Annotated in this window: 20 protein-coding genes and 2 tRNA genes; 4 read left to right on the plus strand and 18 right to left on the minus strand. The window is 69.8% G+C overall.

The window, feature by feature from the left end:
• Positions 1-8: 8 nt before the first annotated feature.
• Together ACFV3I_RS12105 and ACFV3I_RS12110 are read left to right on the plus strand one after the other, a co-directional pair.
• Positions 9-2,060: a M3 family metallopeptidase gene (locus ACFV3I_RS12105; RefSeq protein WP_378822923.1), complete on the plus strand. Its 2,052-nt coding sequence runs from the start codon at positions 9-11 to the stop codon at positions 2,058-2,060.
• Between the two features lie 19 nt (positions 2,061-2,079).
• Positions 2,080-2,577: a GyrI-like domain-containing protein gene (locus ACFV3I_RS12110; protein WP_247638936.1), complete on the plus strand. Its 498-nt coding sequence runs from the start codon at positions 2,080-2,082 to the stop codon at positions 2,575-2,577.
• A gap of 24 nt (positions 2,578-2,601) precedes the next feature.
• Here ACFV3I_RS12110 and clpX read toward each other — a convergent pair whose 3' ends face one another.
• The 10 genes from clpX to ACFV3I_RS12160 form a co-directional block, all read right to left on the minus strand.
• The gene (clpX, locus tag ACFV3I_RS12115) at positions 2,602-3,870 is read right to left on the minus strand and encodes an ATP-dependent Clp protease ATP-binding subunit ClpX (RefSeq protein ID WP_136030889.1); all 1,269 of its coding nucleotides are present in this window, start codon (positions 3,868-3,870) and stop codon (positions 2,602-2,604) included.
• A gap of 157 nt (positions 3,871-4,027) precedes the next feature.
• Entirely contained in the window at positions 4,028-4,879 is an 852-nt protein-coding gene (locus ACFV3I_RS12120) for an aldehyde dehydrogenase (RefSeq protein ID WP_136030887.1), read from the minus strand.
• The gene (locus tag ACFV3I_RS12125; protein WP_378822924.1) at positions 4,876-6,318 is read right to left on the minus strand and encodes an aldehyde dehydrogenase family protein; all 1,443 of its coding nucleotides are present in this window, start codon (positions 6,316-6,318) and stop codon (positions 4,876-4,878) included. The genes ACFV3I_RS12120 and ACFV3I_RS12125 overlap by 4 nt, the downstream gene beginning before the upstream one ends.
• A gap of 13 nt (positions 6,319-6,331) precedes the next feature.
• Positions 6,332-7,300, minus strand: coding sequence for a deoxyribose-phosphate aldolase (gene deoC / locus ACFV3I_RS12130; RefSeq protein WP_378823225.1), 969 nt, complete (start codon positions 7,298-7,300; stop codon positions 6,332-6,334).
• Positions 7,301-7,329: 29 nt separating this feature from the next.
• Positions 7,330-8,265: a sugar-binding transcriptional regulator gene (locus tag ACFV3I_RS12135; RefSeq protein ID WP_378822926.1), complete on the minus strand. Its 936-nt coding sequence runs from the start codon at positions 8,263-8,265 to the stop codon at positions 7,330-7,332.
• Positions 8,266-8,416: 151 nt separating this feature from the next.
• Positions 8,417-9,058 (minus strand): ATP-dependent Clp protease proteolytic subunit, encoded by a 642-nt coding sequence (locus ACFV3I_RS12140; RefSeq protein ID WP_025105017.1) that lies wholly within the window; start codon positions 9,056-9,058, stop codon positions 8,417-8,419.
• Positions 9,059-9,075: 17 nt separating this feature from the next.
• Entirely contained in the window at positions 9,076-9,663 is a 588-nt protein-coding gene (locus tag ACFV3I_RS12145; protein WP_136030882.1) for an ATP-dependent Clp protease proteolytic subunit, read from the minus strand.
• A gap of 81 nt (positions 9,664-9,744) precedes the next feature.
• The gene (locus ACFV3I_RS12150; RefSeq protein ID WP_247638934.1) at positions 9,745-10,239 is read right to left on the minus strand and encodes a tetratricopeptide repeat protein; all 495 of its coding nucleotides are present in this window, start codon (positions 10,237-10,239) and stop codon (positions 9,745-9,747) included.
• Positions 10,240-10,309: 70 nt separating this feature from the next.
• Entirely contained in the window at positions 10,310-11,800 is a 1,491-nt protein-coding gene (tig, locus tag ACFV3I_RS12155) for a trigger factor (protein WP_378822928.1), read from the minus strand.
• Positions 11,801-11,859: 59 nt separating this feature from the next.
• A tRNA-Pro gene (locus tag ACFV3I_RS12160) sits at positions 11,860-11,933 on the minus strand.
• A 94-nt stretch (positions 11,934-12,027) separates the two neighbouring features.
• Here ACFV3I_RS12160 and ACFV3I_RS12165 point away from each other — a divergent pair.
• Positions 12,028-12,098, plus strand: a tRNA-Gly gene (locus ACFV3I_RS12165).
• Between the two features lie 23 nt (positions 12,099-12,121).
• Here the strand turns inward: ACFV3I_RS12165 and ACFV3I_RS12170 are convergent.
• Complete coding sequence (locus ACFV3I_RS12170; protein ID WP_136030876.1) at positions 12,122-12,598, minus strand: GNAT family N-acetyltransferase; 477 nt, start codon at positions 12,596-12,598, stop codon at positions 12,122-12,124.
• A gap of 104 nt (positions 12,599-12,702) precedes the next feature.
• Between ACFV3I_RS12170 and ACFV3I_RS12175 the strand changes: the two genes are divergently transcribed.
• Complete coding sequence (locus ACFV3I_RS12175) at positions 12,703-13,947, plus strand: hypothetical protein (protein ID WP_378822930.1); 1,245 nt, start codon at positions 12,703-12,705, stop codon at positions 13,945-13,947.
• Between the two features lie 76 nt (positions 13,948-14,023).
• On the opposite strand, the gene ACFV3I_RS12180 is transcribed toward ACFV3I_RS12175, so the two are convergent.
• From ACFV3I_RS12180 to whiA, 7 genes are all read right to left on the minus strand, one after another.
• On the minus strand, positions 14,024-14,377 hold the full coding sequence (locus ACFV3I_RS12180; RefSeq protein WP_136028839.1) for an RNA polymerase-binding protein RbpA: 354 nt from the start codon (positions 14,375-14,377) through the stop codon (positions 14,024-14,026).
• Positions 14,377-14,625, minus strand: a complete 249-nt coding sequence (gene secG, locus ACFV3I_RS12185; protein WP_101845144.1) for a preprotein translocase subunit SecG — start codon at positions 14,623-14,625, stop codon at positions 14,377-14,379. The genes ACFV3I_RS12180 and secG overlap by 1 nt, the downstream gene beginning before the upstream one ends.
• A gap of 81 nt (positions 14,626-14,706) precedes the next feature.
• A complete protein-coding gene (tpiA, locus tag ACFV3I_RS12190) occupies positions 14,707-15,498 on the minus strand; it encodes a triose-phosphate isomerase (protein WP_136028837.1) in 792 nt (263 codons plus the stop codon).
• Complete coding sequence (locus ACFV3I_RS12195; RefSeq protein WP_136028835.1) at positions 15,489-16,703, minus strand: phosphoglycerate kinase; 1,215 nt, start codon at positions 16,701-16,703, stop codon at positions 15,489-15,491. The genes tpiA and ACFV3I_RS12195 overlap by 10 nt, the downstream gene beginning before the upstream one ends.
• A 10-nt stretch (positions 16,704-16,713) precedes the next feature.
• Positions 16,714-17,724 (minus strand): type I glyceraldehyde-3-phosphate dehydrogenase, encoded by a 1,011-nt coding sequence (gene gap, locus ACFV3I_RS12200; RefSeq protein ID WP_136028833.1) that lies wholly within the window; start codon positions 17,722-17,724, stop codon positions 16,714-16,716.
• A 116-nt stretch (positions 17,725-17,840) separates the two neighbouring features.
• The gene (locus ACFV3I_RS12205; RefSeq protein ID WP_017202787.1) at positions 17,841-18,467 is read right to left on the minus strand and encodes a superoxide dismutase; all 627 of its coding nucleotides are present in this window, start codon (positions 18,465-18,467) and stop codon (positions 17,841-17,843) included.
• 190 nt (positions 18,468-18,657) lie between these two features.
• Complete coding sequence (gene whiA, locus ACFV3I_RS12210; protein ID WP_136028831.1) at positions 18,658-19,635, minus strand: DNA-binding protein WhiA; 978 nt, start codon at positions 19,633-19,635, stop codon at positions 18,658-18,660.
• Positions 19,636-19,652: the final 17 nt, after the last annotated feature.

Consider the following 19,652-nt stretch of genomic DNA (forward strand, 5'->3'; position numbering starts at 1 on the left):
CTCGGGGAATGACCGACGCCACGAACCCGCTCCTCCAGCCGTCGTCCCTTCCCTTCGGACTGCCGGACTACCGGGCGATCCGCGCCGAGCACTACCTCCCGGCGTTCCAGGCCGGGTTCGCGGCGCAGCTCGCCGAGGTCGCGAACATCACGCGGGTGCGATCGATGCCCACGTTCGAGAACACGATCGAGGCGCTCGAGCGGTCCGGGGAGCTGCTCGACCGCGTGGCGCACACGTTCTACACGGTCAGCTCGGCCGACGCGACACCGGAGATCCAGGAGATCGACGAGCAGCTCGCGCCGCTCATGGCCGCCCACCAGGACACGATCACCCTCGACGCGGCGCTCTTCTGGCGCGTCGAACGCGTGCACGAGCAGCGCCATGCTCTGCCCCTCGACCCCGAGCAGCGCTACCTCGTGGAGCGGTACCACCGCGAGATGACGCACGCGGGCGCGGGCCTCGACGACGCGGCCAAAGCCGAGCTCACGGCCCTCAACCAGCGGCTCTCCGTGCTCACCAACACCTTCGAGCGCAACCTGCTGGGCGACACGAACGACCTCGCCGTGGTGTTCGACTCCGCGGCCGAGCTCGACGGCCTCAGCCAGGGCGAGCTCTCCGCGGCCGCCCGCGCCGCCGCCGACCGCGGGCTCGACGGCCGGTACCTCCTCACCCTGCCGCTGTTCACCGGCCATCCCGCCCTGGCCCGCCTCCGCGTCCGGGAGTCCCGGCGGCGCGTCCTGGCCGCGTCGCGCGCCCGGGGCTCGCGCGACAACGCGAACGACAACCGTCCGGTCCTGCGCGAGATCGTGCGCCTGCGGGCCGAGCGCGCCGCACTTCTCGGGCACCCCTCGCACGCCGCATACGTCACAGCCGACGAGACGGCGGGCTCTCCCGAGGCGGTCGAACGGATGCTGCGCCGGCTGGCTGCTCCGTCGGCCCGCAACGCGCGCGCCGAGCGCGCGGCGCTCCAGGCGCTGGTCGACGAGTCGGAGCCCGCTCCCTTCCCGGTCGAGGCGCACGACTGGGCGTTCTACACCGAGAAGGTGCGTACGGCCCGCTACGACATCGACACGGCTGCGCTGCGCCCCTGGTTCGAGGCGGAGCGCGTGCTGCAGGACGGCGTGTTCTTCGCGGCGACCCGGCTGTACGGAGTCACCTTCCGCGAGCGCGACGACCTGGTCGCCTACCACCCCGGGGCCCGGGTGTTCGAGGTGCGTAACGCCGACGGTTCCCCGCTCGGCCTCTACGTGCTCGACCTCTACACCCGCGACTCCAAGCGCGGCGGCGCCTGGATGAACGCGATCGTCAGCCAGTCACGACTCCGCGGCAGCGCGCCCGTCGTGGTCAACAACCTCAACGTCCCCCAGCCCGGAGAGGGAGAGCCCACGCTGTTGACGCTCGATGAGGTGACGACGCTGTTCCACGAGTTCGGGCACGCCCTGCACGGTCTGTTCGCGACGGTGACGTACCCCCATTTCGCCGGCACCAACGTGTTCCGCGACGTCGTCGAGTTCCCGAGTCAGGTCAACGAGATGTGGATCCTCTGGCCCGAGGTCCTGGACAACTACGCCCGCCACCACGAGACGGGAGAGCCGCTCGACCCCGCGATCGTCGACCGCCTCCGGGCGACCGAGACCTTCGATCAGGGACACGCGACGAGCGAGTATCTGGCCGCCGCCTGGCTCGACCAGGCCTGGCATCGGCTCTCCGTCGACGACGACGTGGACGACGTCGCGGCGTTCGAGGCCGCGGCACTGGCAGACATCGGGCTCGACGACCCCGCCGTGCCGACGCGGTATTCGTCGACGTACTTCGCGCACGTGTTCTCCGGCGGTTACAGCGCGGGGTACTACTCGTACATCTGGAGCGAGGTGCTCGACGCCGACACGGTCGAGTGGTTCCGGGAGAACGGGGGCCTCACCCGCGAGAACGGCGACCGCTTCCGGGAGCGTCTGCTCGGGGTCGGCGGGTCGAAGGACCCCCTGGAGGCGTATCGCGACTTCCGCGGCCGCGACGCCGAGATCGCGCCCCTCCTGAAGCGCCGTGGACTCGACGGCTGACCCGTGGCACCCTGAGCACATGAACGCCTTCTCCGACGCCCCGTTCGGCCCTGCCGACCGGCTCGACCTCGACCCCGTCCCGCTCGCGGTCATCCGCCACGAGGCGCTCCGTCTCGCCGATCTCCGTGACGCCTTCGACTCCGGGTATCGTGCCATCGGCGACGCGTTCGCCGCCGGCACGCTGCTTCCCGCCGGTCCGGCACTGGCGATCTACCACGGCGACCCGATGGGCGTGTTCGATCTCGAGCTCGGGTTCCCCGTGCAGGCCTCGCCGTCCGACCCCCTCGCCACCGGTGACGGCACCGCCATCGTCGCATCCACGCTTCCGTCCGGATCCGCGGTGGCGACCACCGTCCTCGGCTCCTACGACGGTCTCGGGGCCGGATGGGCGGCTCTGGTCGCACGGGCGGCGGAGGCGGGCCTCCATCCGCGCGGCGTCTGGATCGAGGTGTACGTCTCCGACCCGGACACGGCGCCGGAGGACCTGCGCACCGACCTCATCATGCCGGTCGGTTGACCGCCCCGCCGGCGTCGGTCGGGGTCAGGCGCTCTTGCGCTTGCGCTCCATCACCACGGTGGGCGGGGCGCCCTCGTCGACCGCGGCGCGCGTGATGATGACCTTCGCGACGTCGTCGGCGGACGGGATCTCGAACATGACGGGGCCGAGCACGTCCTCGAGGATCGCGCGGAGCCCGCGGGCACCGGTCTTGCGCTCCACCGCGAGGTCGGCGATCGAGCGCAGCGCCTCCTCCTCGAACTCCAGCTGCACGCCGTCGAGCTCGAACATGCGCTGATACTGCTTCACGAGCGCGTTGCGCGGGCCGGTGAGGATGTCGATCAGCGCGGCCTGGTCGAGCGGCGACACGTTGGTCACGACCGGCAGACGCCCGATGAACTCGGGGATGAGCCCGAACTTGTGGAGGTCTTCCGGCAGCACCTCGCTGAACAGGTCGAGGTCCTTGCCCTTGTCGTGGAGCGGGGCGCCGAAGCCGACGCCGTGCTTGCCGACGCGCGCCGACACGATGTCCTCCAGCCCGGCGAAGGCGCCGGCCACGATGAACAGCACGTTCGACGTGTCGATCTGCAGGAACTCCTGGTGGGGGTGCTTGCGGCCGCCCTGCGGCGGGACCGACGCGACCGTTCCCTCGATGATCTTCAGGAGTGCCTGCTGCACGCCCTCGCCCGACACGTCGCGGGTGATCGAGGGGTTCTCGGCCTTGCGGGCGATCTTGTCGACCTCGTCGATGTAGATGATGCCCTGCTCGGCGCGCTTCACGTCGTAGTCGGCGGCCTGGATGAGCTTGAGGAGGATGTTCTCCACGTCTTCACCCACATAGCCCGCCTCGGTGAGCGCGGTGGCGTCGGCGACGGCGAACGGCACGTTGAGGCGCTTGGCGAGCGTCTGTGCCAGGTAGGTCTTGCCGCAGCCGGTCGGCCCGATGAGCAGGATGTTGCTCTTGGCGATCTCGACCTCTTCGGCCTTCTGCTCCGCGGGCTGCAGAGTGCCGTGCGCACGGACCCTCTTGTAGTGGTTGTAGACGGCGACGGCGAGGGCGCGCTTCGCGGGCTCCTGGCCGACCACGTACTCCTCGAGGAACGAGAAGATCTCCCGCGGCTTGGGCAGTTCGAACTCGGCGACGCCCTCGGCGGACGACTCCGCCATGCGCTCCTCGATGATCTCGTTGCACAGCTCGACACACTCGTCGCAGATGTACACGCCGGGACCCGCGATGAGCTGCTGCACCTGCTTCTGGCTCTTTCCGCAGAAAGAACACTTGAACAGGTCAGCGCTTTCACCGATGCGGGCCATGCGCGTCCTCCTATGGGGGATCAGAGATCGTCCTTCGAGCCTAACCGCTGCATGCGACACCGGGCCGCATTGGCGCGGACTCGCTTCCGCGCGGCCCCGGCATCGAGAAGGGCCCCGCCCGCGGGATGCGCGACGGGGCCCCTCCTGCGGTCCGAGCTCAGACCATGCTCTTGGTGTGCCAGACGGTCTTCACCTCGGTGAACGCGGCGATCCGCTCGGGCGAGGCGACGACCTCGCCCGGAGCGACCACGCGCTTCAAGGTCTCCGCGGCGGCGATCTGCAGGTCGACCCAGTCGAGCGCTCCCGCGCCGGACAGGTCGAGCGCGTTGACGTCCTGGTGCGCGGCGAGCCACGGCGCCATCTCCGCGGGCGACCCCGTCAGCACGTTCACGACACCGCCGGGGAGGTCGCTCGTGGCCAGCACCTCCGCGAGGCTGATCGCCGACAGCGGGTGCTGCTCGCTCGCGATCACGACGACCGTGTTGCCCGCGACCAGCGCGGGCGCCACGACCGAGACGAGCCCGAGCAGCGCCGAGTCCTGCGGCGCGACGATCGCGACCACGCCGGTCGGCTCCGGCACGGAGATGTTGAAGTAGGGACCGGACACGGGGTTCGCGTTGCCCGCCACCTGGGCGTACTTGTCGCACCAGCCCGCGTACCAGACCCAGAGGTCGATCGCCTCGTCCACCTGCGCGGTGGCCGCCGAGGACGACACGCCCTCCTGCGCCACGATCTCGTCGATGAACTGCGCGCGGCGCCCCTCCAGCACCTCCGCGACGCGGTATAGCACCTGGCCGCGGTTGTACGCGGTCGCCCCCGACCATCCCTTCACGGCCGCGCGCGCCGCGGTGACCGCGTCGCGGGCGTCCTTGCGCGAGGCCTTGGCGGCGTTCGCGAGGAAGCCGCCCTTGCGGGACACCACCTCGTACGTGCGACCCGACTCGCTGCGGGGGAAGGCCCCGCCGATCGCGAGCTTGTAGGTCTTCGGAACGCTCAGTCGCTTGCTCATGCTGCGGCTCCCTTGAGGTACGCGGTGAGCCCCTGACGGCCGCCCTCGCGGCCGTATCCGGACTCCTTGTAGCCGCCGAACGGGCTCGACGGGTCGAAACGGTTGAACGTGTTGGCCCACACCACACCGGCGCGCAGCCGGTCGGCGACGGCGAGGATGCGCGAGCCCTTGTCGGACCAGATCCCCGCGGAGAGGCCGTACGGGGTGTTGTTCGCCTTCGCGATCGCCTCGGCGGGCGTCCGGAAGGTCAGCACGGACAGCACGGGCCCGAACACCTCGTCGCGCGCGATGCGGTGCGCGGCCTCGACACCGGTGAAGATCGTCGGCGCGAACCAGAAGCCCTGGTCGGGGATGGCGCAGTCGGCGGTCCAGCGCTCGGCACCCTCCGCCTCGCCGATGTCGCTCAGCTCGCGGATCCGCGCCAGCTGGGCGGCGGAGTTGATCGCGCCGATGTCGGTGTTCTTGTCGAGCGGGTCGCCGAGGCGCAGCGTCGACAGCCGGGCCTTGAGCCGGTCGACGACCTCGTCGTGGATGGACTCCTGCACCAGCAGGCGGCTGCCGGCGCAGCACACGTGGCCCTGGTTGAAGAAGATGCCGTTGACGATGCCCTCGACGGCCTGGTCGATCGGGGCGTCGTCGAACACGATGTTCGCCGCCTTGCCGCCCAGCTCCAGCGTCAGCTTCTTGTTCGTCCCGGCGACCGCGCGAGCGATGTCGCGACCCACGCCGGTGGAACCCGTGAAGGCGACCTTGTCCACATCGGGGTGACGCACGAGCGCGGCCCCGGTCTGCCCGGCACCCGTGACGATGTTCACGACGCCCGCGGGCAGGTCGGCCTGCTGCAGGATCTCCGCGAACAGCAGGGCCGTGAGCGGCGTGGTCTCGGCCGGCTTCAGCACGACCGTGTTGCCGGCGGCGAGAGCGGGCGCGAGCTTCCACGCGAGCATGAGCAGCGGGAAGTTCCAGGGGATGACCTGTCCGGCGACGCCGAGCGACCGCGGGTTCGCGCCGAGCCCGGCGTAGTCGAGCTTGTCCGCCCAGCCCGCGTAGTAGAAGAACCAGGAGGCGACGAGGGGAACGTCCACGTCGCGGCTCTCCTTGATGGGCTTGCCGTTGTCGAGGCTCTCGGCGACCGCGAGCTCGCGCGCGCGCTCCTGCACCAGGCGCGCGATGCGGAACAGGTACTTGCCGCGGTCGCGGCCGCTCATCCTCGACCACGTCTTGTCGTAGGCGCGGCGGGCGGCGGCGACCGCACGGTCGATGTCCTCGTCGCTCGCGGACGCGATCTCAGCGATGCGCTTCTCGCTCGACGGGGAGATGGTCGTGAAGGGGGCGCCCGAGCCGTCGACGAACTCGCCGTCGATGAACAGGCCGTAGCTGTCCCGGAGGTTCAGGATCGCGGTGGACTCCGGTGCCGGAGCGTATTCCAGAAATGACATGGTGGTCTTCCCGTCAGTCGATGGTGACGTAGTCGGGGCCCGAGTAGTGGCCGGAGCGGAGCTTCTGTCGCTGCAGGAGCACGTCGTTGAGGAGGCTGGAGGCGCCGAAGCGGAACAGGTGCGGCTGCAGCCACTCCTCCCCCACGGTCTCCGCCACGGTGACGAGGTACTTGACCGCGTCCTTCGAAGAGCGGATGCCACCGGCCGGCTTCACGCCGATCCGCTCGCCCGTGCCGCGGTACCAGTCGCGCACGGTCTCCAGCATGAGCAGCGTGGTGGGCAGCGTGGCCGCGGGCTGCACCTTGCCGGTCGACGTCTTGATGAAGTCGCCGCCCGCCAGGATCCCGAGCCACGACGCGCGCTTGATGTTGTCGTACGTGTTCAGCTCACCGGTCTCCAGGATCACCTTGAGCGAGGCGTAGGAGCCGTCCTCGCGGCGGCAGGCCTCCTTGACCTGGGCGATCTGGTCGAACACCAGGCCGTACCGGCCGGAGAGGAAGGCACCGCGGTCGATCACCATGTCGATCTCGTCGGCGCCCGCCGCGACCGCCTCGGCGGTGTCGGCCAGCTTGATCGCGAGCGACGACCGGCCGCTGGGGAACGCCGTGGCGACCGCGGCGACCGAGATGAGGCCGTCGTCCGGGTCGCCGTGCAGGGAGCCCAGCGCCTCGACCGCGCCGCCGACCATGTCGCCGTAGACGCACACCGCGGCCACGCGCGGCGTGGAGGGGTCGGCGGCGTCGGGGGTCTTCGCCTTGGCGACGAGCGAGCGCACCTTGCCGGGGGTGTCGGCACCTTCGAGCGTCGTGAGGTCGATCAGACGGATGATGGTGTCGAGCGCCCAGGCCTTCGAGGTCGTCTTGATCGAGCGGGTGCCGAGACCGGCCGCCCGCTGCTCCAGCCCGACCGCGTCGACGCCCGGGAGTCCGTGCAGGAAGCGGCGCAGCGTGGCGTCGTCCGGCTCTCCGCCGAGGACGTCCACCGCCGCCCTGCGGCTGAGTTCTGTGGTGGTCACTGTTCCTCCAACAATGCTCGTGCTGTGGTCTCGTCGGTGACCAGCACGCTGCACAGGCCGCTGGTCACCACCGTTCGTGCGATGTCGTGCTTCGCGGGTCCCGCGGTCACGAAGACCGCGCGGTCGGCGCCGCGCAGCCGGTCGAGCGAGACGCCCACGGTGCGGGCGTCGAGCTGCGGGTCGACGATGTTCCCCTCCGCGTCGACGTAGCGGCCGAGCACGTCGCCGACGGCTCCGCGGCGTGCGAGCTCCTCCACGTCGTCCGCGCGGAGGTAGCCGTTCTCGACGTGCGCCGACGACGCGTCGCAGGGACCGGCGGTGAACAGGAACGCCTGCGCCTCCGCGGCCTCCTCGAGCACGGCCGCGACGGTGCGGTCGCCCTCGATGGCCCGCTTGGTCTCGACGTGCTCCAAAATCGCGGGACTCGGCAGCAGTGAGACCTGGCCGGACGCGCGCTGCGCGATCGTCACGGCCAGTCCTGCCGCGCCTCCGGAGCGGCGGTTGAGGCTGACCCCGCCGTTGAGCTGCACGACGGTCACGCCGCTGGCCCAGCCGTCGGGGAGTGCCTCGGCGACGGCGCGGAGGGTCTTGCCCCAGCTCACGCCGAGCGTGCGGGGCACCGGACGCATCGCGGTCAGGAAGTCGGCGGCCGCCTGGGCCACCCGCTCGAGCGTGCCGTCGTCGCCCTCCGGAGCGGGCACGACCACCGCGTCCTTGAGCCCGAAGCGCTCGACGAGCTCTCTCTCGAGCCCGAGGCGACGTGCGCGGGGATGCACGATCTCGATGCGCACGATCCCTCTCTCCCGGGCCTGGGTGAGCAGCCGCCCGACCTTCCAGCGGGAGATCTTGAGGAGGCCGCCGATCTCGTCCTGCGTCTTGTCCTCGTCGTAGTACAGCTCGGCCACGCGCACCATGAGCAGGTCTTCTTCCACGGCATCCTCCTTCCCTGTCCAGGGTAGGCCCGATTCAGCGTTCGCGCACGCTTCTGCTCATATGCGCACCCGACCCCCGTCCCGACGCACATCCGACGGGCACGCGAAAGGGCGCCCGTCTCTCGACGGACGCCCTCTCGAACAGCGGGGCTTACGCGCGCTTGCGCGACGTGAGCACCTGGTCGACGATGCCGTACTCCAGCGCCTCGTTGGCGGAGAGGATCTTGTCGCGATCGATGTCGCGGTTCACCTGCTCCACGGGCTTGCCGGTGTGACGCGCCATGGTCTCCTCGAGCCAGGTGCGCATCCGGAGGATCTCGGCGGCCTGGATCTCGATGTCCGACGCCTGACCGTGACCGGCCTCGCCCATCGCCGGCTGGTGCATGAGCACGCGGGCGTTCGGCAGGGCCAGACGCTTGCCCGGCGCACCCGCGGCGAGCAGCACCGACGCGGCCGACGCCGCCTGGCCCAGCACCACGGTCTGGATCTGCGGCGCGACGTACTGCATCGTGTCGTAGATCGCGGTCATGGCCGTGAACGAGCCACCGGGCGAGTTGATGTACATCGTGATGTCGCGCTCGGAGTCCTGGCTCTCCAGAACGAGCAGCTGCGCCATCACGTCGTCGGCGGACGCGTCGTCGACCTGCACGCCGAGGAAGATCACGCGATCCTCGAACAGCTTGTTGTACGGGTCCTGGCGCTTGAAGCCGTAGGCCGTGCGCTCCTCGAACTGCGGGAGCACGTAGCGGCTGGACGGCAGGTTTCCGGCGGACTGGAACGTGGGTGTGTACATGGTGTCCTCTCGCATCCTCACTCGGCGCCCGTGCCGCCGCCGCCGGTGACATCACTGGCGTGCTCGCGGATGTGGTCGACGAAGCCGTACTCGAGGGCCTCCTCCGCCGTGAACCAGCGGTCGCGGTCTCCGTCGGCGTTGATCTGCTCGACCGGCTTGCCGGTCTGGCCCGCCGTGATCTCCGCGAGACGCTTCTTCATCGACAGGATGAGCTGCGCCTGGGTCTGGATGTCGCTCGCCGTGCCGCCGAAGCCGCCGTGCGGCTGGTGCAGCAGCACACGCGCGTTGGGCGTGATGTAGCGCTTGCCCTTGGTGCCGCTGGTCAGCAGCAGCTGACCCATCGAAGCGGCCATGCCGATGCCGACCGTGACGATGTCGTTCGGCACGAACTGCATCGTGTCGTAGATCGCCATGCCTGCGGTGATCGAGCCGCCGGGCGAGTTGATGTAGAGGTAGATGTCCTTCTCGGAGTCTTCGGCGGCGAGAAGGAGGATCTTCGCGCAGATCTCGTTGGCGTTCTCGTCTCGCACCTCCGAGCCGAGCCAGATGATGCGGTCCTTCAGCAACCTGTCGAAGACGCTTGTCGCGACGAGGGGTTCAGCCATGTCAGCTCCTGCTTCCGTGTTTCAGTGATTCGAATCTACCGGCGTCAACGCAGCACTCAGGTCGTGTTCGCCGTCGGCATATCAGGTGTCGCGCTCGGCCATCTCCTGCGCGTACGCGGTCATCGAACGGTGATAGCGCGGCAGGTGCGGAACCAGCGCCAGCAGCGCCACCGAGAGCCCCTGATGCGGGCGTCCGGCACTCGCGAGGATCAGCGCATGCACCACGGCGACCGCGTCGCGGTACGGGCCGTCGGCGGAGGCCTCCTCCTCGGCGCGGATCACCGCCAGCGCCTCGTCGTACTCCCCCAGGTTGCGCAGCGAGCTCGCCAGCTGGATCACGCACTGCGGGCGATGCTCCTCATCGAGCCCGAGAGCCAGCGCCCGGCGATACAGCTCGACCGCCTCGGCCGGGCGCCCTGCGGAGTCCCTGGCGCCCGCCCGCTCGAACTCCGCCCGCGCGTCGTCCGGGCCGCGCTCGGCGGCCAGGGCGTCGATCCGTGCGATCGTATCGTCGCCGACCTCGTCACCGGTCGCCTCGGCCCACACCTGCTCGACCCGGTCGTCCCACGCGCTCATGCATCCTCCTCGTCGATGCGAAAGAAGAGGGCGGATGCCGCAGCATCCGCCCTCTTCACCGTTCGTGCGATCACTCGCCCTTGTCGGCAGCCTTCTTGGCCGGAGCCTTCTTGGCGGCCGGCTTCTTGGCGGCGGGCTTCTCCTCCGCGTCGGCGTCCTTCTGGGCCGGAGCCTTCTTGGCCGGAGCCTTCTTGGCCGGAGCCTTCTTGGCGGGAGCCTTCTTGGCGGCGGGCTTCTCCTCCGCGGGCGTCTCCTCGGCGGTCTCGTCCTGAGCGGCCTCGTCGTCGGTCACCACGAAGTCGGACAGATCGACGGGCTTGCCGTTGGTGTCGACGACCTTGACCTTGCCCAGCGCGATCGCGAGCGCCTTGTTGCGGGCGACCTCACCGACGAGGGCGGGCAGCTGGTTGGACGACTGCAGCGCCTCGACGAACTCCTGCGGAGCCATGCCGTACTGCGCGGCGGACTGGATGAGGTACTGCGAGAGCTCCTCCTGCGAGACCTGCACGTCGGCCTGCTCGGCGATCGTGTCGAGCAGCACCTGCGTGCGGAACTGCTTCTCGCTCGCCTCGGTGACCTCGGCGCGGTGCACGTCGTCTTCCAGGCGACCCTCGCCCTCGAGGTGGTTGTGCACCTCGTCCTCGATGAGCTGCGGCGGAACCGGGATGTCGATCTGCTCGAGCAGCGTCTCGACGAGCTTGTCGCGGGCGGCGGAACCCTGCGTGAACACGCCCTGCTGCGCGACGCGCTCGGCCAGGCTCGCGCGGAGCTCGGCGATCGTGTCGAACTCGCTGGCGATCTGCGCGAACTCGTCGTCGGCCTCGGGCAGCTCGCGCTCCTTGACGGCCTTGACGGTGACGGAGACCTCCGCCTCCTTGCCGGCGTGGTCTCCGCCGACCAGGGCGGAGCGGAACGTGGTGTCCTCGCCGGCGGTGAGCGACTCCACCGCGTCGTCGATGCCCTCCAGCAGCTCACCGGAGCCGATCTCGTACGAGACGCCCTCGGCGCGGTCGATCTCGGCGCCGCCGATCGTCGCGACCAGGTCGAGCTCGACGAAGTCGCCCTTCGCGGCCGGACGGTCCACGGGGATCAGCGTGCCGAAGCGCGCGCGCATGTTGTCGAGCTCGGCGTCGAGCGCGGCCTCGTCGGCCTCGACGGCGTCGACGGTCAGCGTGACACCCGCGTAGTCGGGGAGCTCGATCTCGGGACGGACATCGACCTCGATGTCGACGAGCAGGTCGCCCGAGAAGTCCTTCTCGTTCGGCCACTGCGTGATCTCGGCGGCCGGGCGGCCGACGATGCGCAGCTTGTGCTCGGTCGTCGCCTCGCGGAAGAACTTGTCGAGGCCCTCGTTGACGGCGTGCTCGATGACCGCGCCGCGGCCGATGCGCTGGTCGATGATCGGCGCGGGGACCTTGCCCTTGCGGAAGCCGGGGATCTGCACGTCCTGGGCGATGTGCTCGTAGGCGTGAGCGATGCTGGGCTTGAGGTCTTCCGGGGTGACCGTGATGCTGAGCTTGACCCGGGTCGGGGTCAGCTTCTCGACGGTGCTGTTCGCCATGCTGGTGTGTTCTCCTTGTGGTTTCCGCGCGGACGCGGCTGAAAAGTCGAGGATCTGAGTCGGGGCGACAGGAGTTGAACCTGCGACCTCCCGCTCCCAAAGCGGGCGCTCTACCAAGCTGAGCTACGCCCCGGGGAATCCGCACGCAGATTCAGCCCCACCGAGTCTAACGGACCGGAGCATGCCCGACCGTCCGCTATGATCGTGGGAGTCCGGACTCCGGTTCCGGGGGTGTAGCTCAATGGTAGAGTCTCAGTCTTCCAAACTGATTGCGCGGGTTCGATTCCCGTCACCCCCTCTCCCACGGCAGAGCGTCAGCGCTCAGAGCCGTTTCCGCATCTGCTGCGTCACGACCGCGTAACCCGCCGCGTCGTACATGCGGATCGCCGCCGCGTTGCCGCCGAACACGTTGAGCTCCAGCGCCTCGGCACCGGCATCGCGCGCCGCGCTCTCCACCGCGGCGAGCAACGCTCTGCCCAGGCCCTCTCCTCGGCGATCCCGCACGACCTCGATGTCATAGAGGAACGCGACGCCGGGCGCCCCTCGCGGGTGGTCGAGCCCCACCCAGGCGCGACCGATCGGACGTCCGTCCTCGTCGAGCCCTCGCAGCACGAGCATGCGCGACGTCGCTGGTCCCTTCGGAAGCATCCGCGCATTCTCCGCCCGCGCGCGATCGACGGCGCCATCCCGCTCCCACCGGCCGGCAGCGACCTGCTCCGCCGCATACTCGCGGGCGATCGCCCCCATCCATTCCTCGAACTCGTCGGTCGTCATCCGTCGGACGCTCACCTGTGCCATCGACTCATCCTGTCACCGGCCGGTCGCGGGACGCAGCGCCGGTCCAATACGCTGACAGCAGATCTCCGCAGCCCGACCGGAAGGCATCAGCGAATGGGCACGTCGTGACGGACCCCGGCGCCCCGAGCGCCGCACCCGCCGGCCCCCCGGGAGGAGCGGGCCATCGGCTTCCGCCGCGGTTCGCGAGCGCGCCCTCCGCTCCCCTGCTCACCCCGCTCACCCGCCGCCGCCGACGCCGGCCACGGGGCCCCGTCGTCGCCGGCGTGATCGGCGCGGTCGCCGTGGTCGCGGCCCTCGCGATCACCCAGGTGTCGGCAGCGCTCGGTTTCGATGACGCGTCGGCGCGCGTCGAAACAGCCGCGCGCGCCGTGGACGCTCAGCGTTCGGAGGTCGATCACCGGTACGCCGCTCTGCTGGAGTCCACGGACGCCGGTCACGTGATCCTCGACACCGGCAGTCCGACTCTCCCGGTGCCGGAGGAATCCTGGTCGGCCCTCACCGCCGCGGTCGCGGACGGCGAGGGGATCGGAGCGGCCGTGGAGGACGCCGTGGCGGCCGATCGACCGCCCGCACGCGACAAACCGGCCTGGTTCTGGGAGCTCTTCGGCACCACCGCCCAGTTGGAGGACGACGAGCGGGCGCTCGATGAGCTCGACGCGAACCTCGAGCGGGCGTCGGCGGACGCCTCGCGCGGACGGGACGCCGTGGCCGAGAGCGGACTGGCCGTGCTCGCGACGGCAGGGCAGGCGGCGACCGCGTTCGAGGCGGCGCACGTGTCGGCTCGCAACGATGCCGTGATCGCCCTGCGCGACGCCGCGGCCGACGTCACCGCCGTGACGACCATCGACGACACCGCGGTCGCGGCCTACGTCGCGCTGCAGGATGCGGCGGCCCAGGTCGTCGCCACCGAGGCGGCGGAGTTGAGCGAGAAGGACGGCCCCCTCCGCGGCGCACGCCTCGAGATCGAGGCGTTCGCCCGGTCGCTGGCCCCCGGAGTGCTCCTGGAGTTCGACTGGGCCGCGACCGTCAACGGCGCGGGCGCCAACGGCAGCATGGGCGGCTACACCACGTGGTGGTGGGACGAGCCGGGTCGCGCCGTCATCCAGCTGTCGGACTCGGTCGCCCAGCAGTGGCCCGCCGATCGGAGCAAGGCGCTCGTCGCGCACGAGGTGGGACACGCCATCAGCGTCAAGTGCCAGGGCATGTACGACTCCTCCACCCAGGACAGCATCGAGAAGTGGGCGACGGCCTGGGCGATCAGCATGGGCTTCACCGACGACGCGAACGGCGTCTGGGCCTACGGCTACCCGCCGCAGAACTACATCGACGCGGCCGCCGGCTGCCGCTGACGGAAACAGAGAACCGCCACGGATGATCCGTGGCGGTTCTCAGTTCGACTCGGCGTCTGTCCGACTCAGCGGGAGGTCACTGCCCCCGGCGCTCACGCAGCTGCGTCAGCGCGTCTTCGAGGAGCTGTACGGCCTCCTCGTCGGTGCGACGCTCCTTCACATACGCGAGGTGCGTCTTGTAGGGCTCCGTCTTGGCGACGGCGGGAGGGTTCTCCTTGTCGCGCCCCGCGGGAAGGCCCGACTGCGGGTGGTCGATGATCTCGGGGATCTCCTCCTCGGGCAGACCGGCCGCGAAGTAGCGGACCGTCTCATTGCCGAGGCCGTCCCAGTACGTGACGGCGATGCGGTCGGCGTGGTAGCCGTGGTCCTGCTCGCCCATTGGGCCGGAGCCCACCCGGGTACCGCGGATCGCGTTTCCACCGGTAGCCATCAGATCACCTCGAACTTCGTGATGAGGCCCAGCGCGACGATGGCGACGAACCACGTGAGCGCCAGGACGACGGTGAAGCGGTTGAGGTTCCGCTCCGCGAGACCGGAGGAACCCACCGCGGTGGTCATGCCTCCGCCGAACATGTCGGACAGGCCGCCACCGCGACCCTTGTGCAGGAGGATGAGGAGAGTCAGCAGCACGCTGGTGATACCCAGCACGACCTGCAGGACGAACTCGAGAATTGCCACGAGAAAGAGCCTTTCGCTGGGGCCGGAGCGCCCCCGTAACGGTCAAGTATACGGTGCAGCGGGGCCGCAGCCCCGCCGCACTCACACGCCGACGTGCTTCTCGAAACGGATGATCGCGGCGAACTCGTCGACGACGAGGCTCGCCCCGCCGACCAGGGCGCCGTCCACATCGGGCTCCCGCATGAAGCTGGCGATGTTCGCCGCCTTCACCGATCCGCCGTAGAGGATGCGCGTACGCGCCGCCGCCTCGTCGCCCAGGACCTTCGCGATCACCCCGCGAAGCGCGGCGCACACGTCCTGCGCCTGCTGCGGGGTCGCGGCCTGACCGGAACCGATCGCCCACACGGGCTCGTATGCGACGACGATGTCCGCCGACGGCGAGACGCCCTGCAGCGCCGCCTCCAGCTGACCGGCCGGAACCGCGCTCGCCCCGAACTTCTCCAGGTCCTCCGCGGTCTCGCCCACGCAGATCACCGGCACCAGGCCGTGCTTCAGCGAGGCCTTCACCTTGGCGGCGACGACCTCGTCGGTCTCGTCGTGGTACTCGCGACGCTCGGAGTGACCGATGATGACGTAGGTCGCGTCGAGCTTTGACAGGAACGCGCCGGAGATCTCGCCGGTGTACGCGCCCGAGTCGTGCGCCGACACATCCTGCGCACCGAAGGCGAACGGGATCTTGTCGGCGTCGATCAGCGTCTGCACGCTGCGGATGTCGGTGAAGGGCGGGAACACCGCGACCTCCACCGAGCCGTCCTCGTGCTTCGCATCCTTCAACGTCCAGTGCAGCTTCTGCACGAACGCGACCGCCTGCAGGTGGTCGAGGTTCATCTTCCAGTTGCCCGCGATCAGCGGGGTACGGGAGCTCACGCCCATCCGAGGACCTCCAGCCCAGGTAGTTTCTTGCCCTCGAGGAACTCGAGGCTCGCTCCGCCTCCGGTCGAGATGTGACCGAAGCGGTCGTCGGCGAAGCCGAGCTGGCGCACGGCAGCCGCCGAGTCGCCGCCGCCGACCACGCTGAGGCCGTCGACCTCGGTCAACGCCTGCGCCACGGCCTTGGTGCCCGCCGCGAACGCCGGGAACTCGAACACGCCCATCGGCCCGTTCCAGAACACCGTCTTGGATCCGCGGATCACCTCGGCGAAACGGGCCGCCGTCTCCGGACCGATGTCCAGGCCGATGCCCGACGCTCCGAACGCGGTCTCCTCGATCGCGTCCGCGGCCGCCACCTCGTGCGCCGCGTCCGCCGAGAAGGACGCCGCCACGACCACATCGGTCGGGAGCACCAGTTCGACGCCGCGCTCCTGCGCCTCCGCGATGTAGCCGCGCACCGTGTCGAGCTGATCCTCCTCGAGAAGGCTCGACGCCACCGGGTGGCCCTGCGCCTTGAGGAAAGTGAACAGCATGCCGCCGCCGACCAGGATGCGGTCGACACGCGGCAGCAGGTGCGAGATCACGCCGAGCTTGTCGCTCACCTTGGAGCCCCCGAGCACGACCGCGTACGGCCGCTCCGGGTTCTCGGTGAGGCGGTCGAGCACGTCGAGCTCGGCCGCGATCAGCAGGCCCGCCGCCGAGGGCAGACGCTTCGCGAGCTCGTACACGCTCGCCTGCTTGCGGTGCACCACGCCGAAGCCGTCCGAGACCAGCACGTCTCCCAGCTCGGCGAGCTGACCGGCGAACGCCTCGCGCTCCGCCTCGTCCTTCGACGTCTCCCCCGGGTTGAACCGGAGGTTCTCGATCACCACGACCCCGCCGTCCTCCAGGGAGGCGACCGCGTCCTTCGCGGATTCCCCGACGGTGTCGCGCGCGAACGCGACGGGAGCGCCGAGGAGCTCGGACAGACGCTGAGCCACGGGCTCCAGGCTGTACTGCGGGTCGGGGGCACCGTCGGGGCGGCCGAGGTGCGAGCAGACGATCACGCGGGCGCCCGCGTTGATCAGCGTGTTCAGGGTCGGCAACGAGGCCCGAACGCGGCCATCGTCCGTGATGACCCCGTCCCGCAGGGGGACATTGAGATCACAACGGACGATGACGCGCTTGCCCTCGAGCGACCCCAGGGAGTCCAGGGTGCGCAGAGTCATGTGTCTGAGCTTAGAGGCGCTCGGCCACGTACTCGGTCAGGTCGACCAGACGGTTGGAGTAGCCCCACTCGTTGTCGTACCAGCTCGAGACCTTGATCAGGTTGCCGCTGACGTTGGTGAGCGTGGCGTCGAAGATCGACGAGTGCGGGTTGTGCACGATGTCGCTCGACACGATCTGGTCCTCGTTGTACTGCAGGTAGCCCGCGAGACGACCGTCGGCGGCAGCCTTCTTGTAGGCCTCGTTGACCTCCTCGACCGTGAGGTTCTCGCGGTCGGTGATCAGCGTGAGGTCGACGATCGAGCCCGTGGGGACCGGAACGCGGTACGACGAGCCGCTGAGCTTGCCGTTCAGCTCGGGCAGCACGAGACCGATCGCCTTGGCCGCACCGGTCGACGCCGGGGTGATGTTGATCGCGGCGGCGCGTGCACGACGCAGGTCCTTGTGCGGGCCGTCCTGCAGGTTCTGGTCGGCCGTGTAGGCGTGCGCGGTCATCATGAAGCCGCGGTCGATGCCGAAGGCGTCGTTGAAGACCTTCGCCAGCGGCGCGAGGCAGTTCGTGGTGCACGAGGCGTTGGAGATGATGTGGTCCGTCTCCGGGTTGTACGTCTCCTCGTTGACGCCCATCACGATGGTGCGGTCGTCGCCCGTGGCGGGAGCCGAGATGAGGACCTTCTTCGCGCCGGCCTCGATGTGCTTGCGTGCCGCGTCGGCGTTGGTGAAGAAACCGGTCGACTCGATGACGATGTCGACGCCCAGCTCGCCCCACGGAAGGTTGGCGGGGTCGCGCTCAGCGAACGCCTTGATCTCCTTGCCGTCGACGGTGATGCTGTCCTCGTCGTAGCTGATCTGCGCGTCGAGGACGCCGCCGACCGAGTCGTACTTCAGGAGGTGCGCCAGGGTCTTGTTGTCGGTGAGGTCGTTGACCGCGACGATCTCAAGGTCTGCTCCCTGCGCGAGCGCCGCGCGGAAGTAGTTGCGTCCGATGCGGCCGAAGCCGTTGATACCGATCTTGACAGACACTCAGGTCTCCCTGTTTCTCATGCGCCGGAGACCGCTGTCGAAGCGGGCGCCATGCGCGGGTTTTTTGGCTGAGATGGCGCCCCGACGAGCCGTGGGCCCGCCGGGACGCGACCCGGTTACGACAGTACCAGCAGGCCGTTCGTCTGCTTGCGGGCGACCTCGAGGCGCTGGGCGACGTTCTCCCAGTTCGCGATGTTCCATGCGGCCTTGACGTAGTCGGCCTTCACGTTCAGGTAGTCGAGGTAGAACGCGTGCTCCCACATGTCGAGCTGGAACAGCGGGATCGTGCCCTGCGCCGTGTTCGACTGCTGGTCGAACAGCTGCTGGATGATCAGGCGCGAACCGATCGAGTCCCAGCTGAGGACGGCCCAGCCGGACCCCTGGATGCCGGTCGCGGCAGCCGTGAAGTGCGCCTGGAACTTCTCGAACGAGCCGAAGTACTCGTCGATGGCGGCCTTCAGCTCGCCCTCCGGCTGACCGCCGCCGTTGGGCGACAGGTTGGTCCAGAAGATCGAGTGGTTGACGTGACCGCCGAGGTTGAACGCGAGGTCCTTCTCGAGCTTGTTCACGTTCGCCAGGTTGCCGCTCTCGCGGGCCTCGGCCAGCTGCTCGAGCGCGGTGTTCGCGCCGGCGACGTAGGTCGCGTGGTGCTTGTCGTGATGCAGCTCCATGATCTTGCCGCTGATGTGCGGCTCGAGGGCTGCGAAGTCGTACGGGAGGTCGGGGAGGGTGTAGGTCGCCATATCGCTTTCATCCAATCCGCGCCGCGCCCGCGGCGCTTGCCGATCCTCCGCGCCACCGATGTGCGGCGTGGAGCGGACGTCTCTCATCCTAGTGAGGACAACACCGGGTCGGACCGGATCCTTCCTCCCGTTGACGACGGCCCGCCACCCCGGGTAGGGGCGACGGGCCGTCGGAGAAGAGGCGGGTGGATCAGACGTCGAGCCCGGCGGGGACAGCGGCCTCCGTGCCGGGGATGCCCTCCTGCTGGGCGCGCTTGTCTGCCATGGCGAGAAGACGACGGATGCGACCGGCGACCGCGTCCTTGGTGAGGGGCGGGTCGGCGTGGTGGCCGAGCTCGTCGAGGCTGGCGTCCCGGTGCGCGAGGCGCAGCTCGCCGGCGACCCGCAGGTGATCGGGAACCTCGTCGGCGAGGATCTCCAGCGCGCGCTCCACACGGGCGCACGCGGCCACCGCCGCCTGCGCGGAACGCCGCAGGTTCGCGTCGTCGAAGTTGACCAGGCGGTTCACGCCCGCGCGCACCTCGCGACGCTGACGCAGCTCCTCCCACGCCAGCGCGGTACGGTGAGCGCCCATCTCGCTGAGGATCGTACGGATCGCCTCGCCCTCGCGCACCACGACGCGGGGCATGCCGCGGACCTCGCGCGCCTTCGCGGCGACGCCCAGACGGTGTGCGGCGCCCACGAGCGCCATCGCCGCCTCGGACGACGGGCAGGCGACCTCGAGCATCGCCGAGCGGCCGGGCTCACTGAGCGATCCGGCGGCCAGGAAGGCCCCACGCCACAGACCGGCGATCTCGGCGCGCGAACCCGTGGTGAGACGGTTCGGCAGGCCGCGGACCGGACGGCGACGCGGGTCGAGCAGGCCGGTCTGGCGGGCGAGGGTCTCCCCCTGCGCGATCACGCGCACGGCCCAGCGGGCGCCGTCGTTCGCGGTGCTCGACTGCACCTGCGCGATCTCCGGGCGCACGCCGTAGATCTCGGCGAGATCCCTGGCGACGCGGCGGGCGAGGGTCTCTGCGTCGACCTCGGCCTCCACGGCCACACGGCCCGCGATGGAGTGCAGTCCACCGGCGAATCGGAGGATGGCTGTCACCTCCGCCACGCGCACCGTCGGGGGTGCATTGCGGATGCTGACGAGCTCAGCCTTGACGTCGGTGGTTAGTGCCACGACACTCCTTCACGTTC

It is taken from the genome of Microbacterium sp. NPDC059771 (genome assembly GCF_042732495.1).
GTDB classification, from domain to species: Bacteria; Actinomycetota; Actinomycetes; order Actinomycetales; family Microbacteriaceae; genus Microbacterium; species Microbacterium sufflavum.

Bases quoted from the DNA above. Each gene is read 5' to 3' on its own strand.
- ACFV3I_RS12105 (WP_378822923.1), top strand. From the start codon at position 9: ATGACCGACGCCACGAACCCGCTCCTCCAGCCGTCGTCCCTTCCCTTC.
- ACFV3I_RS12170 (WP_136030876.1), bottom strand. From the start codon at position 12,598: ATGGCACAGGTGAGCGTCCGACGGATGACGACCGACGAGTTCGAGGAA.
- ACFV3I_RS12195 (WP_136028835.1), bottom strand. From the start codon at position 16,703: ATGACTCTGCGCACCCTGGACTCCCTGGGGTCGCTCGAGGGCAAGCGC.
- ACFV3I_RS12150 (WP_247638934.1), bottom strand. From the start codon at position 10,239: ATGAGCGCGTGGGACGACCGGGTCGAGCAGGTGTGGGCCGAGGCGACC.
- clpX (WP_136030889.1), bottom strand. From the start codon at position 3,870: ATGGCCCGCATCGGTGAAAGCGCTGACCTGTTCAAGTGTTCTTTCTGC.
- ACFV3I_RS12140 (WP_025105017.1), bottom strand. From the start codon at position 9,058: ATGTACACACCCACGTTCCAGTCCGCCGGAAACCTGCCGTCCAGCCGC.
- ACFV3I_RS12145 (WP_136030882.1), bottom strand. From the start codon at position 9,663: ATGGCTGAACCCCTCGTCGCGACAAGCGTCTTCGACAGGTTGCTGAAG.
- tig (WP_378822928.1), bottom strand. From the start codon at position 11,800: ATGGCGAACAGCACCGTCGAGAAGCTGACCCCGACCCGGGTCAAGCTC.
- ACFV3I_RS12180 (WP_136028839.1), bottom strand. From the start codon at position 14,377: ATGGCTACCGGTGGAAACGCGATCCGCGGTACCCGGGTGGGCTCCGGC.
- ACFV3I_RS12125 (WP_378822924.1), bottom strand. From the start codon at position 6,318: ATGTCATTTCTGGAATACGCTCCGGCACCGGAGTCCACCGCGATCCTG.
- ACFV3I_RS12205 (WP_017202787.1), bottom strand. From the start codon at position 18,467: ATGGCGACCTACACCCTCCCCGACCTCCCGTACGACTTCGCAGCCCTC.
- tpiA (WP_136028837.1), bottom strand. From the start codon at position 15,498: ATGGGCGTGAGCTCCCGTACCCCGCTGATCGCGGGCAACTGGAAGATG.
- ACFV3I_RS12120 (WP_136030887.1), bottom strand. From the start codon at position 4,879: ATGAGCAAGCGACTGAGCGTTCCGAAGACCTACAAGCTCGCGATCGGC.
- ACFV3I_RS12110 (WP_247638936.1), top strand. From the start codon at position 2,080: ATGAACGCCTTCTCCGACGCCCCGTTCGGCCCTGCCGACCGGCTCGAC.